Below are 12970 nucleotides of genomic sequence, written 5' to 3'. Positions count from 1 at the left end.
GCAGCTGTCGGCCTCCGGGGGTACCCGGGAACCGAGTGTCCGCGGCGAGCGCGAAGGGGAACCGGGAAGTCTTCCTGATCGTCTACTAAAGCACTTAGGTCTTAGGTCGATCGAGGGGGAGCCTCATGCGACAACGGCCGACACCGCGGCTCGTCCGCCGGATTGCGCAGCCGGTCGCGCTCGCCTCAGCGGCCGTCGTTGTCCTTGCCGGGTGCAGCGGGGGAGGCAAGGCGGACGGCGACTCGGACAAGGCGAGGGGCGACAAGAACAGCGAACCGCCCGCGATAGTCGTGGAGCCCGGCGGCGCGAACGCCAAGGTGCCGGTCGGCCAGAAGGTGACAGTGCGTGCCCAGGGCGGATCCTTGTCGTCCGTCGAAGTCACCTCCCCCGGTCCGGGCGCACTTTCCGGCACCTGGTCGAAGGGCAAGTCCGTGTGGACCTCCACGGCACCGCTCGCCCCGGGTGCCACCTACACGGTGAAGGCGGACGGCAGGGCGAACGGCGGATCGCACCTCACCAAGACCGCGTCCTTCACCACCGAGGCGCCGAAGAACCCGGTCGTCGGCGAGTACTTCCCCGACAAGGGCGCGACGGTCGGCGTGGCAATGCCGGTGTCGATCACGTTCAACAGGCCGATCCAGGACAAAGCGGCCGTCGAGCGGAAGCTGAAGGTCACTGCCTCCCCTGCGGTCGAGGGTGCCTGGAGCTGGATGAAGGACCGTAACGGCAAGGACCGCATCGACTACCGTCCCGAGAAGTACTGGAAGCCGGGCACCGACGTCACCCTCCGCATGGATCTCGCGGGCGTGAACGCGGGCGGCGGCGTGTATGGCACGCAGCAGCGTGTCGTGAACTTCCGCATCGGCGACGCCGTGACCAGCACCGTCGACGTCAACAAGAAGACCATGACGGTGTCGAAGAACGGCCGGTTGCTGCGGACCCTGAAGGTTTCCAGCGGCAAGAAGGGCTTCGAGACCTGGAACGGCACGATGGTCGTACTGAGCAAGGTGCCGACAATCCGCATGAACTCCCGGACGGTCGGCATCTTCGGCTCTGAGGCGTACAACCTCGGTTCCGTGAAGTGGGACGTCCAGCTCACCCCGTCCGGCACTTACGTTCACGCGGCGCCGTGGAACGCGGGCAAGTTCGGCGTGGTCAACGGCAGCCACGGCTGCATCGGCATGAGCACGTCGGACGCCAAGTGGTTCTACGGCCAGGTCCACCTCGGCGACCCGGTCACCGTGGTCCACTCCGTCGACACCGTGGCGGTCAACAACGGCTACGGCGACTGGAACGTCGGCTGGGAGGCCTGGAAGAAGGGCAGTGCCCTCGACTGACGCGCCGGTTCAACACCGTCTCCTGAACATCGCCCGGCCCTGGGGCGTACTAAGGGCGTTAGCAGTCGACGTCCTTCAGGATGGTGAACATGGCAACTCTGGCGCTCAGTTGGACCGTGGCGGCGGTCGCCGTTCTGGTGGCCGCCGTCAGTGCGGTGCGGGTGATGACCACCAGTGGCGAGATCCGGTTCGCGGCGGGCGGCGACCTGCTGATGGGGCTGTGTATGGCCGCCATGGCCCTTCCGGCGACAGTGGGCTGGTATGCGGGTTACGGCATGTGGTGGGCGGTGGCGTTCGGCGTCCTCGGGTTCGGGGGCGTGGTGATGGCGGTCAAACACACGCGTGCGTGCGGGTGGAAAGAAGGTCGTCACTGGGTGCACCTCATTGTGGGCAGCGCCGGGATGGTGATCATGACGCTCGCTATGACGAGTACGTCGTCGGGGCCGGTGCTGGCTCTGGGCAGCTCCTCCATGGCGCACATGCCGGGCATGGGCGACATGGCGGGTACGGCCGGCGGGCACGGGATGGCCGGCATGGAGTCCATGGAGGGGATGGGCTCGATGCAGGGGATGGACATGTCGGGGATGGCACACACCGTCGCCGGCTCTGGTTCCTCCGCGGGGTCCGGTTCCGTGTGGCGGTTCGTGATCGCGGGGCTCGCCGTGTACTTCCTGCTGTCGATCGGCGCGTCGGTGTGGGCGAGGGCCAGGGGTGCCGGTCCGAGCCGGCGGGGTGCCGACTCGCGGTTCGGCTGGGTTCGGTGGCTGCTGGCCATGCCGGACACGGTGCTCGTCTTCCTGGCGTCATTGACGCTCGCGGTGTGGGGCAGGGCAAGGTCTGCGGAGCGGTCCGAGCGCGGTCGGCGCCGCAAACTCGGGGCCGCGCCGGACGCGGCGCTGGCGGCGCACATCGGCATGGGCGGGACCATGTCCGCGATGCTGTTGATGATGGCCGTGTGATCGCCGGGAGTCGTTGACCGGCCCGGCGGCGGGACTTGATCCCGTATTGCCTTCACGTCCGCGCGCGTGCCGCCCGGTCGCGGAGAGGTCCGTATGAACGGCGCCACAGGCAGATGAAATACCCCCAGGGGGTATAGTGTTCTCGTTGCTGGGAGGGGCCGGGGAACGACGCCCTTCCCGGAGAGCGACCCACGCATCCACACCCTGAGGGAAAAGCCATGACTACTGAGACGAACTCCGGCTCCTGCTGCGGCACCGGTTCCTGCGGCTCCGGCGCCACGGTCGACGTCCAGGGCGTCGGTGTCACCACCGTCTACAAGGTGTCCGGGATGACCTGCGGCCACTGCGAGGGCGCGGTCTCCCAGGAGATCTCCGCGCTCGACGGCGTCACCGCGGTCACGGCCGTCGCCAAGACCGGCGAGGTGACCGTCAACTCCGCCGCCCCGCTCGACGAAGAGGCCGTCCGCGCAGCCGTCGACGAGGCCGGCTACGAGCTCGTCGGCCAGGCCTGACGGCTCCGCCGGGGGCAGGCCCCGGCAACGCGAGAACCCTCCACGCGCCGGGGCATGCCGCTCCGCTCATACGGACGCCGTACGTCCCGGCCTACCCAGGAGATACGCCCATGACCAGCACGGCTCCCGAGAAAGCAGTCCCCGAGGCGCCACCCGCGCCCGCCCACGACATCGAGCTCTCCATCGGCGGTATGACCTGCGCCTCGTGCGCCGCCCGCATCGAGAAGAAACTCAACCGCCTGGACGGCGTCACCGCGACCGTCAACTTCGCCACCGAGAAGGCGAAGGTCTCGTACGCGGAAGGCATCGAGGTCACCGACCTCATCGCCACCGTCGAGAAGACCGGCTACACCGCCGAAGAGCCGCCGCCGCCCACCACCGCGGCTGCGGCCGAGGGAGAAGCGCAGACCGCCCCGGCGGCGGACGGCGAGCTGTTGTCGCTGCGGCAGCGTCTGTACATATCGCTCGTGCTCACGGTGCCCGTCGTCCTGATGGCGATGGTGCCGTCCCTGCAGTTCGACAACTGGCAGTGGCTGTCGCTGACGCTGGCCGCACCGGTCGTGGTCTGGGGCGCCTTCCCCTTCCACAAGGCCGCCTGGACGAACGCCCGGCACGGTGCCGCGACCATGGACACCCTGGTGTCCATCGGCACGCTCGCCGCGCTCGGCTGGTCGGTGTGGGCGCTGTTCTGGGGCGACGCCGGGATGCCGGGCATGCGGCACGGCTTCGAGTTCACCATCTCCCGTGGCGGCGGCTCCTCCTCCATATATCTGGAGGCCGCGGCCGGCGTGACGACGTTCATCCTCGCCGGGCGCTACCTGGAGGCGAAGTCCAAGCGCAAGGCGGGTGCGGCACTGCGGGCACTGCTGGAGCTGGGCGCGAAGGACGTCTCCGTACTGCGGGGCGGCAGGGAAGTACGCATCCCGGTCGCACAGTTGGCCGTCGGGGACCACTTTGTCGTACGGCCCGGGGAGAAGATCGCGACCGACGGCACCGTCGTCGAGGGCACGTCCGCGGTGGACGCGTCCATGCTGACCGGCGAATCGGTACCGGCGGACGTCACGGTGGGGGACACGGTCACCGGGGCCACGGTCAACGCCGGGGGCCGGCTCGTCGTCGAGGCCACCCGCGTCGGCGCCGACACGCAGCTCGCGCGGATGGCACGGCTTGTGGAGGACGCGCAGAACGGCAAGGCCGAGGTGCAGCGGCTCGCCGACCGCATCTCCGGGATCTTCGTGCCGGTAGTGCTGCTGATCGCAGCCGGTACGTTCGGAGCGTGGCTCGCAATGACCGGCGACACCGTCGCCGCGTTCACCGCGGCCGTCGCGGTCCTCATCATCGCCTGCCCGTGCGCGCTGGGGCTCGCCACGCCGACCGCGCTGATGGTCGGCACGGGCCGGGGAGCTCAGCTGGGCATCCTCATCAAGGGCCCCGAGGTCCTGGAGTCCACGCGCCGCGTCGACACCGTGGTCCTCGACAAGACCGGCACGGTCACCACAGGCCGGATGCAACTCCAGGACGTGTTCACCGCCCCCGGTGTGGACGAGAACGAACTGCTGCGGTTGGCGGGCGCGTTGGAGCACGCCTCGGAGCACCCGATAGCGCAGGCCATCGCGGCCGGTGCGGTCGAGCGGGCCGGCAGCCTGCCCGTGCCGGAGAACTTCGAGAACGTCGCCGGTCTTGGCGTCCAGGGTGTTATCGACGGTCACGCGGTTCTCGTCGGGCGACAGAGGCTCCTGGCGGAGTGGGCCATCGACTTGCCTCAGGGGCTGGCCGACGCCAAGGCCGCCGCGGAGGCCGAGGGACGTACGGCAGTCGCCGTCGCCTGGGACGGCGAAGCGCGCGGTGTCCTCACCGTCGCCGACGCGGTCAAGGAGACCAGCGCCGAAGCGGTGGCCGAACTGCGCAGGCTGGGCCTGAAGCCGGTCCTGCTGACCGGCGACAACCAACTGGTCGCCGAATCCGTGGCCAGGGCCGTCGGCATCGACGAGGTGATCGCCGAGGTCCTGCCGCAGGACAAGGTGGACGTCGTCAAGCGGCTGCAGGGCGAGGGCCGTACCGTCGCGATGGTCGGCGACGGCGTCAACGACGCGGCCGCCCTCGCCACCGCCGACCTCGGCCTGGCGATGGGCACCGGCACGGACGCCGCCATCGAGGCGGGCGACCTGACCCTCGTGCGCGGCGACCTGCGCGTGGCCGCCGACGCGATCCGCCTCTCCCGCCGGACCCTCGCCACCATCAAGGGAAACCTCTTCTGGGCCTTCGGCTACAACGTCGCGGCCCTGCCACTGGCCGCCTTCGGCATGCTCAACCCGATGATCGCGGGCGCCGCGATGGCCTTCTCGTCGGTCTTCGTCGTGACCAACAGCCTGCGGCTGCGGTCCTTCAAGTAACCGGACGGGCAACACCGTTGACCGAGGCGCCCGGCCGGAGCGGCCGGGCGCCTCGATGTTGGGGGTGTTCGGCCCCTCCGGGGCCGGACTGGCAACGCAGTTGAGGTCAGGTGCGCAGGAAGCGGGCGACGGCCTGAGACGCCTCGGCCACTTTGTCCCGCGCCTCGTCCCCTCCCGCCATGACGGCTTCCTGGACGCAGTGCTGCAGGTGGTCTTCCAGCAGTTGCACGGCCACCGCTTGGAGGGCCTTGGTGGTGGCCGCGACCTGGGTGAGCACGTCAATGCAGTACTGGTCTTCCTTCACCAGGCGCTGCAGCCCTCGGACCTGGCCCTCGACGCGACGGAGCCGTTTGAGGACGGCGTCCTTGTCATCGTGATAGCCCGGCAGCGCCTGTTGCACCGCGGTGTGATCCACCCGCTCCATACCTCGGCACAGTATCCATCTCGGCCGGCGCCCCGCAGCGTCGATCGCGCTGAACGGGGCGCTCTGCATGCCCGTATCTCTCCTAGAGGGCCTCTCGTGACAGACGGGGACAAGCCCGGCGGCTCGCGAGCGGACCCCCGAAGGGGATGAGCCATATGGCGATCTCGACAGGAGTCGCACTGCGTACGACCGCGCTGGCGTTCTCCACCGCTCTTCTCGTGGCAGCCTGCTCCAGCGGAGGCGGCGGCGGTCAGGGGAACGACACCGGAAGCGCGGCTACCAGCAAAGCCGGTCCAGGAACCAAGGTGACGGTCACGGAGACCGAGTACGCGCTGAAGCTGTCCAAGACGTCCTTCTCGCCGGGCACGTACACCTTCACGGCCGACAACACCGGCAAGGTCGCGCACGCCCTGGAGATCGAGGGACCCGGTGCGTCGGAGGCGAAGACCAAGACCATCCAGGGCGGCGAGAAGGCAGAAGTGACGGTGACCCTGAAGAAGGGCAGCTACGAGCTGTACTGTCCCGTGGACAACCACAAGGGGCTCGGCATGAAACAGCGGATCGAAGTCGGCTGACCCGCGTCGGCCACCCCCTCATGGGCACCCTGGGAGCGACTGCCGACAAGGCTGAGCAACACTCGTAGTTGCACACCCCGGGAGGGCAGGCGGGTGCGGGGATGCGGTCGAGCGTTCGTTCCAGTCCGCTGCGCGGTGTGGAGAGGCGAGCGGTTTCGGCGTCGACTTCTGCGATGCGAAGGCGGAGCATCTCCTCGGCCGGCTCGCACGGCCACAGCTTCGTGTCCCGCACGGTCAGCAGGTCACGGATGTCCCGTAGCGGTGGGCCGAGGTGCTGGACGCCCTCGAAGCGGAGCCGGTCGGCAGCCTGGGGCCCGTAGACGCGGCACCCGGCGGCGGGAGCAGTTCATGGTTCGACGCCAGGCCTTGGGCCGTGCTCCTAGGGCAAGCCGCGTGGGTCGCCCTCGGGTGCCGCCGGTCACAAGGCCCCGTGCCCCTCGGCTGTCAGCGGACCGTGGCGACAGCACGCGCGCGGGGTGGTGATACTGGGCCAACGTTCGAACCCGGGGGGTGCGGTGACCTGGTCCACGGGGCCGGTCGGCCTGGCCGTCGGCCTGTTGATCGCGGTGGTGACCGCCCCGGTGGGGGTCTCGGGTGCGGTGTTCCTGCTGCCCGTGCAGCTCAGCGTGCTCGGCGTGCCCAGCCCGTCGGTCACCCCCACCAACCTGCTCTTCAACGTGGTGGCCGGGCCTGGCGCCTTGCTGCGTTATCGCCGTGAGGGCTTTCTGAACAGTTCGCTGACCCGCCGCCTGGTGGCCGGCACGCTGCCCGGCGTGGTCATCGGCGCCGTGGTGCGTGTCGTTGCCGTCCCCGGTGCCCCCGCCTTCCGCCTCCTGGTCGCAGGCTTGCTGATGCCGTTGGGCATGTGGCTCATCGCCCGCACGCTCCGGCCCGCCCCGCGCACGCCGGCCGCGGAACCCTCCGTCCGGACCATCACTGGGCTGGCGCTGGTGGTCGGGATCGTTGGCGGGATCTACGGAATCGGCGGCGGCTCCATCCTCGGCCCGCTCCTGGTCGGCCGGGGCATGCCCGTCGCCCGGGTCGCCCCGGCCGCCCTCGCCTCCACGTTCGCCACGTCCGTCGCCGGCGCGGCGGCCTTTGCCCTGCTGTCCCTGACCGGCTCCGGGAACATCGCTCCCGACTGGTACCTCGGCCTGGCCTGCGGCCTCGGCGGACTCATCGGCGGCTACCTCGGCGCGCACCTCCAATCCCGCCTGCCCGAGACCGCCCTGCGCTTGCTGCTCGGCGCCCTGGCCGCTGCCCTTGGCTTGCTCTACGCCGTGCAGTCACTGCCCTGACGACCGCGGGGCGGCGACCCGATGGAGAACAACCGAGCGCATCTGAGGAGTCAGGGGGCACGAGCGTGGTCGTCACGACGTGTACGACAAACGAGGGGCTCCGTCAGCGGGCCATGACCCGCCCCTGCGACGGGTCCGGGCGGCCTGTCGGCAGCAACAGCACGCCGACGGCGGAGATCACGGCAGCGACGATCGCACACGCCGCGAAGGCGTTGTCGAAACCGCCGGTTCCGGCCGCCACACCCGCGCGGCCACCCTCCAGACTCGCCCCGGCGATGGTCGAGATCACGGCTACACCGAGCGCCGCACCCAGCTCGTGCGACGTGCTCACCAGGCCGGAGGCGAGTCCCATGTCCTGTTGGGGCAGCCCGTTCATGGCGGCGGTGGTGGCGCACACGAATGCCGTACCGAGGGCGAGTGACAGCAGCGTGAAACCGGCTCAGCGAAGTCAGTGGGGGTCGGGCTGGCACAGCGCTCCACTTGGCCATTCGGAGACACGGCCGTCTCGGCCGGCCCCACGGCTGGGTCAGCCCGGCTTGACCGCCAGCGTCGCAAAATAGTACGACATGTGTTGAGCGGATGCGTTGGAGTGGTGCGGCGCTTCCGCGAAGCCCGTGAGGACGAACCCCGCGGCGAGTTGCCCGCCGATCTGGTCGGTGAGGGTGTGGCTGTATTCAAGAGGGGCATCCGCGCCGAACTTCGTGGCGCGTTCCTCGGCGGAGTACTGCGTGACATCGCTGTAGGGCAGCTTGTGCACGACGATCAGCTCGCCGCGCTCGTCGAGCGCCTCGTGGTCGAACAAGTACGCATCAGGGTTGAGGAAGCCCACGAGCAGAGTTCCGCCCGGTCGCAGGACGCGGAAGCACTCACGCCACACCGGTGCCAGGTCTGGTACGAAGAGGTTGGAGACCGGATGGAATACGACGTCGAATGTTGCGTCGCCGAAGGCGCTGAGGTCGCGCATGTCGCCCAGGACGGTGCGCAGCTCGAGTCCGTCGCGCGCCGCCACCATCTGGTCCTGGCCGAGCTGGCGGGGTGAGTTGTCGAATACGGTGACGCGCGCCCCTGCGGCGGCGAGGATCGGACCCTGCTGGCCACCGCCGGAGGCCAGGCACAACACGTCCTTGCCGGTCAGGTCCGTCGGCAGCCAGGAGCGGTCGACTGGCTCACGCCCGACGAGAACAATCGACCAGTCGCCCATGCGGGCGCGCTCGACATCCTCAGCACTCACCGGCCTCGACCACTCGTTGCCCTCTTGGACATACTTGTCCCAGGCTGCCCGATTGTGGGCAGCGGGGTCGACAACAATGTCCTGCACGTTCAACTCCCTGCTACAGCCAGGCGGACACCTGCGGTACTGACGGTTCGGTGCCGCTAGCCAACACGATTGCAGGGTGCGGGCTCAACGAAATTAGCGGGCATCGAGGTGTCCACGGGCTCGACGGATGGTCGTGCAGCGGGTGCGTAAGCGCTGGTTGCCGGGGTTGCCGAAGCCGTAGGCGTCGCCGGCGATGGTCTTGATGACCCGGTTGGTGCCTTCGGAGCCAGCATTGGTGATCCCAGTGTGGTGTTGCGGTCGGGCCCGTGGAAGAGCGCCGTAACGAGAGCCATCGCCGCCGGTGACATCAGCGCCGCGCCGACGCCCTGGGCCGAGCGGACGGCGATGAGCATCCCACCGTCCACCGCGAGCCCCGAGGCTATGGACGCCGCCGTGAACGACGTCAACCCGGCTGGAAAGGCGTGTAGTTTGCCCATGGCGTCCGCGAGGCGTCCGCCGAGCAGCAGCAGGCTGCCGAAGAAGAGTGTGTACGCGGTGACGACCCAGGTGAGGCCCGAGCCATCGAGGCCGAGGTCCTCGCCGATGGTCGGCAGGGCGACGTTGATCATGGTCACGTCCGCGATCAGCATGAATTGGGCGAGGCAGAGCAGGTACAACAGCCGCCGGCGGTGCGGGTGTTCAGTATGAGCAGACGTCCCGTGCCCATGCGGATCGGGATGAGCGGTTTCCTGAGCCACGTACAGATCACTTTGGCGTTCGAGAGTCTGCCGGCATGGGACGGCCTCGGCGCCGAGTTCCTTGCCGCCACCGGCGGCGCCCTGGACGCCTTCGGCACCCCGGACCGGCTGGCCGGCTTCGTCGGGCCGGCCCCGGTACCGCGCGATTCCGGCCGCGTCCGCGGCAATATGCGCCGTCGCCTCAACGTGCTCTGGGTCGTGATCCGCGACCACATGCCGTACGAGCTCTGCCCTCAACTCCCCACCACGGCTTGGCGGCCAGAAGATCTTCCACCTCCCATCAGGAGCTGCGGCGAAGGCCCGCGGCACGTTGTCGTTCCGCGCCCAAGGCAAGCCTTTCGATGCTCATCGAAACGGTGGAACGTGTGCTTGATCGCCTGGAGAGTGGTGCTCGCCTCAGACGCGGCGAGGTCTGTCGATACCGGCAGGCCTCCCGTGAAATTCCTGCACATCCCCCTCAGGGCCGATGGTTTCGTCCCGCGTGCGATGGGCGGTCGATCGCCGGTAGGGGAAGGGACGGCACGCTTGGAGAACGGACAGGTGAGTGGACAGCATCTTCTCGGGTGAAGGGCGTTCCATCGGCGGGTTCCTTCGCGAACGCTGGACTGAAATGTGCGACGGGCTTGGTCTGCCGCAGTCCATGAGCGGGCCTGTGACGGCCCAGGTCCGCGATCTTCTCCGGCCATGGGCCGACATGCCCGTCGGGCAGGCGAGCCCGTTCCCCTCGTACGTCGCCGGCGACGGCTTCCCCGCCGAAATGTCGGTGAAGTGGTCCCGGGGTAGACCGGAACTGCGGATTTTGTTCGAGGTGCTGGGCGCCTCCAGGCCCATCACGGCGGCTTCCAACCGGACCGCGGCGGCCGCGCTGACGGACCGGTTGGCCGGGGAGCCGCTGGTGGGCCTAGACCGCTACGGGAAGGTGGCCGGTGTGTTCGAGCCGGGCGCCGGCCAGGGGGCAGCGCCCGTGCCCGTGTGGCACTCCCTGGCCTGGCGGCCCGAGCGCCCTCCTGCCTTCAAGATCTATTTCGGGCTGTACGCCGTGGCCCTGCAGGAACGTTACGCCCTGGTGAGCGAGGCGATGGAACGCCTCGCGATGGGCACCGCGTGGGCCGAGACCTCCGCACGGGTGACCCGAGGGACACAGGCGGACGGAGCCGAGCGCGAACTGGAGTTCTTCGCCCTTGACCTGGACGCCGGCGCGCGGGCCCGGGCCAAGGTCTACTACCGCAACCACACCAGCAGCGTCGCGGCCCTGGAGCAGATGGCCTCGCTCGCCCGGACCCATGAGCCGGACAGGGCCCGCTCGGCTTTCCGGGCTCTGCTCGGCACGGCCCCTGAAGCCGCCGGACAAGCCCCGCTGACCTGCTTGGCCTTCCGGCCGGACGCCACCTGCGCCGACGAGTCGACCACCTACTTCCGGGTGTCGAGTTTCACTGCGTCCGACGAGGAAGCCGCGGCCAGGATCGGCGCGCTGATGGCGCACGTGGGCCTCGACCCACAACGTCACCACGCCCTCCTCCGCGCCGTGGCGCCACGGCCCCTGAGCCAGAGCCGGGGCCTTCAGGAGCTGGTCAGCTACCGCTCGCTCGGCCTCGAGGGTGACGTGTCCGTCTACTTCAGGTTTCCGCTCTACCTCCCGCAGTCAGCCCAACCCGGCCCGCCGCCACAGCCATCCCGAAGCACCCTCCAGGAGGACGGATCCCTATGACCACCATGCCTGCGCCCCTACGGGAAGTCGCCGACAGGAACGAACAGCACGTCCGCGAATACCGCGCCAGCCGCCTGATCGTCCTACTGGAGGACCCCAGGACACCGGCAGCCACCAAGGAAGCCGTACTGGCACACCTGGCACCGTGGTCGGACGCGTTCCAACGGATGATCAGCGTCCGGGTCGCGTTCGAGACCGACCCCCAGCTCAAGGAGCTCGCCCTCCAGCACCAGCAGGAGGAGATCGGCCACAACGAGATCCTGGCGGACAGCCACCGCACCGGCCGGAGCGCCGGTTGGGACCCTGTCGTCGAAGCCGGAGCCGCGTGGTTCGTCGACCAGTTCCGCACCCTCCCCGGACTGCACCGGGTTGTCCTGGCCCACCTCGTGCTGGAGGCCGGCAGCCTCACCTTCAGCAACGCCGGCTCCCTGGCGTTCCCCGGCAACGCCTACTTCGCCCTGCACGACGAAGCGGACGAGGAGCACATCGAGATGGGCTACCGCCTGCTCACCGAGCGCCAGGAGTGGCAGCTCGGCGATGTCACCGAACTCCTCGACCGCGCCTGGCAGATCATCACGATGGTCTCCGACCGGATCGCCGAGCTGGCGCTCCGCGACACCGCCGCCCCAGCATGAGCACGCTCCCCTTGGAGACCCTCGACCCTGGCTCTGCCACCAGGATCGCCGAGGGCTGCGCGATGCTGTTCCGGCAGGCCCTCGCCGACCGCCTCGTCGCGGCCTACGTCCTGGGAAGCCTCGCGCACGGAGGGTTCGCACCCGCCGTCAGCGACATCGACCTCGGACTGGTCCTGACGGACCGCCGTCACGACGACGACCGGACCATCCACCGTGCAACCCGCGACCTCCAGGAGAAGGACGGCTCCCACCAACGCCTGTCGGTGTTCTGGAGCTCCTTGCCGGCCCTGCGCACGGACCGGGACGACGGCAGATTCCCGGCCGTCGACCGGCTCGACCTCAAGAAGAGCGGCATGCTGCTCCTGGGCGAGGACGTACGCCGCGACGTGGCACAACCGGGGGACGATGCGCTGCTGACCGACAGCGTCCGCTTCGCGCTGGAGGTACTCGCGACGGACCCCGTCCTGGCCGAGTTCCACGCTCCCGCGCGCCTGGCAAGCGACGTCAGACGGTTCACCAAGGCGGTCCTGCTCCCGCTCAGGTTCCTCTACACCGCCGCCAACGCGGATCCCGGATCCACCGACGACGCCATCCGCCACCACCTGGCACAGCCCTCACCGGTAGCAGCGGACCTCGTCCGGGCCGCGACGCGCGCACGCCACGGACAGCCGGACTCGGCAGAGCACCTCACCGAACTCCTCCACACCGGCCTCGTTCCGCTGTACCTCCACTACATCGACAGCAGCCTCCCCAGACTGACTCCCGCGGACGGCGACCTGTCACAAGGCCTCACCCGCTGGCGGACACGACTCCTGGACCGGCCCGACCCACACCCCGCACACCGGCCTCCACAGGCCGACCTGCCAGATCAGGGCCTTGGACATACAGCAGGCACCGGACCAACTCCACCGTGATCCCGGTCTTTCATGACGGGACTGGTGAGCCGGCTCTCGAACACGATCCGACCGTTGCGGGTCGCTGCCAGAGGGCCCGGTTTGCTGCGCCTCGCAACATCGCCCGCACAACTCCGCCGAATTCCGGCGCAGCCGTGCGGCACTGGCACGACATCGGGCACATGTGAGGTAACGTCCCCGCGTTGTGCCGAGGTCGAAG

General features: G+C 69.3%; 13 protein-coding genes and 3 pseudogenes. 10 read left to right on the top strand and 6 right to left on the bottom strand.

All coding sequences use genetic code 11. The annotated features are described in order from the left end of the window. The first annotated feature begins 125 nt into the window (after window positions 1-125). From ACFY1L_RS49535 to ACFY1L_RS49520, 4 genes are all read left to right on the top strand, one after another. A complete protein-coding gene (locus ACFY1L_RS49535; RefSeq protein WP_388841337.1) occupies window positions 126-1337 on the top strand; it encodes an Ig-like domain-containing protein in 1212 nt (403 codons plus the stop codon). Between the two features lie 89 nt (window positions 1338-1426). Next, window positions 1427-2296, top strand: a complete 870-nt coding sequence (locus ACFY1L_RS49530; RefSeq protein ID WP_388841334.1) for a DUF5134 domain-containing protein — start codon at window positions 1427-1429, stop codon at window positions 2294-2296. A gap of 218 nt (window positions 2297-2514) precedes the next feature. Next, entirely contained in the window at window positions 2515-2808 is a 294-nt protein-coding gene (locus ACFY1L_RS49525) for a heavy-metal-associated domain-containing protein (RefSeq protein WP_388841331.1), read from the top strand. Between the two features lie 110 nt (window positions 2809-2918). Then, complete coding sequence (locus tag ACFY1L_RS49520) at window positions 2919-5201, top strand: heavy metal translocating P-type ATPase (RefSeq protein WP_388841328.1); 2283 nt, start codon at window positions 2919-2921, stop codon at window positions 5199-5201. Between the two features lie 106 nt (window positions 5202-5307). On the opposite strand, the gene ACFY1L_RS49515 is transcribed toward ACFY1L_RS49520, so the two are convergent. Beyond that, the gene (locus tag ACFY1L_RS49515) at window positions 5308-5694 is read right to left on the bottom strand and encodes a metal-sensitive transcriptional regulator (protein WP_388841325.1); all 387 of its coding nucleotides are present in this window, start codon (window positions 5692-5694) and stop codon (window positions 5308-5310) included. A gap of 86 nt (window positions 5695-5780) precedes the next feature. Between ACFY1L_RS49515 and ACFY1L_RS49510 the strand changes: the two genes are divergently transcribed. Next, the gene (locus ACFY1L_RS49510) at window positions 5781-6200 is read left to right on the top strand and encodes a plastocyanin/azurin family copper-binding protein (RefSeq protein ID WP_388841322.1); all 420 of its coding nucleotides are present in this window, start codon (window positions 5781-5783) and stop codon (window positions 6198-6200) included. Window positions 6201-6330: 130 nt separating this feature from the next. Here the strand turns inward: ACFY1L_RS49510 and ACFY1L_RS49505 are convergent. Continuing rightward, window positions 6331-6465: pseudogene (locus ACFY1L_RS49505) on the bottom strand (MerR family DNA-binding protein); the annotation flags it as partial. Window positions 6466-6715: 250 nt separating this feature from the next. Here ACFY1L_RS49505 and ACFY1L_RS49500 point away from each other — a divergent pair. Then, complete coding sequence (locus tag ACFY1L_RS49500) at window positions 6716-7498, top strand: sulfite exporter TauE/SafE family protein (RefSeq protein ID WP_388841320.1); 783 nt, start codon at window positions 6716-6718, stop codon at window positions 7496-7498. A gap of 103 nt (window positions 7499-7601) precedes the next feature. Here ACFY1L_RS49500 and ACFY1L_RS49495 read toward each other — a convergent pair whose 3' ends face one another. The 4 genes and pseudogenes from ACFY1L_RS49495 to ACFY1L_RS49480 form a co-directional block, all read right to left on the bottom strand. After that, window positions 7602-7874: a hypothetical protein gene (locus ACFY1L_RS49495; protein WP_388841317.1), complete on the bottom strand. Its 273-nt coding sequence runs from the start codon at window positions 7872-7874 to the stop codon at window positions 7602-7604. Window positions 7875-8024: 150 nt separating this feature from the next. After that, a complete protein-coding gene (locus ACFY1L_RS49490) occupies window positions 8025-8816 on the bottom strand; it encodes a class I SAM-dependent methyltransferase (protein ID WP_388841314.1) in 792 nt (263 codons plus the stop codon). Between the two features lie 93 nt (window positions 8817-8909). Continuing rightward, window positions 8910-9020, bottom strand: coding sequence for a hypothetical protein (locus ACFY1L_RS49485; RefSeq protein ID WP_388841440.1), 111 nt, complete (start codon window positions 9018-9020; stop codon window positions 8910-8912). Window positions 9021-9067: 47 nt separating this feature from the next. Further along, window positions 9068-9514, bottom strand: a pseudogene (locus ACFY1L_RS49480) (MFS transporter); the annotation flags it as partial. On the opposite strand from ACFY1L_RS49480, the pseudogene ACFY1L_RS49475 reads away from it, so the two are divergent. From ACFY1L_RS49475 to ACFY1L_RS49460, 4 genes and pseudogenes are all read left to right on the top strand, one after another. Beyond that, window positions 9512-9736, top strand: a pseudogene (locus ACFY1L_RS49475) (transposase); the annotation flags it as partial. The pseudogenes ACFY1L_RS49480 and ACFY1L_RS49475 sit on opposite strands and share 3 nt — an antisense overlap. A 418-nt stretch (window positions 9737-10154) precedes the next feature. Further along, a complete protein-coding gene (locus ACFY1L_RS49470; protein WP_388841311.1) occupies window positions 10155-11222 on the top strand; it encodes a tryptophan dimethylallyltransferase family protein in 1068 nt (355 codons plus the stop codon). Then, the gene (locus ACFY1L_RS49465; RefSeq protein ID WP_388841308.1) at window positions 11219-11857 is read left to right on the top strand and encodes a hypothetical protein; all 639 of its coding nucleotides are present in this window, start codon (window positions 11219-11221) and stop codon (window positions 11855-11857) included. The genes ACFY1L_RS49470 and ACFY1L_RS49465 overlap by 4 nt, the downstream gene beginning before the upstream one ends. Next, window positions 11854-12771 carry a hypothetical protein gene (locus tag ACFY1L_RS49460; protein ID WP_388841305.1) on the top strand — a complete coding sequence of 306 codons (918 nt, stop codon included), beginning with the start codon at window positions 11854-11856 and terminating at the stop codon, window positions 12769-12771. Before ACFY1L_RS49465 ends, ACFY1L_RS49460 begins: the two co-directional genes overlap by 4 nt. The last annotated feature ends 199 nt before the right edge of the window (window positions 12772-12970 follow it).

It is taken from the genome of Streptomyces sp. NPDC001663 (assembly GCF_042893105.1).
In the GTDB taxonomy this organism is placed as follows: domain Bacteria; phylum Actinomycetota; class Actinomycetes; order Streptomycetales; family Streptomycetaceae; genus Streptomyces.
Note: the sequence above shows the minus strand (reverse complement) of the source record. Positions and strands in the feature narration are given on the sequence as shown.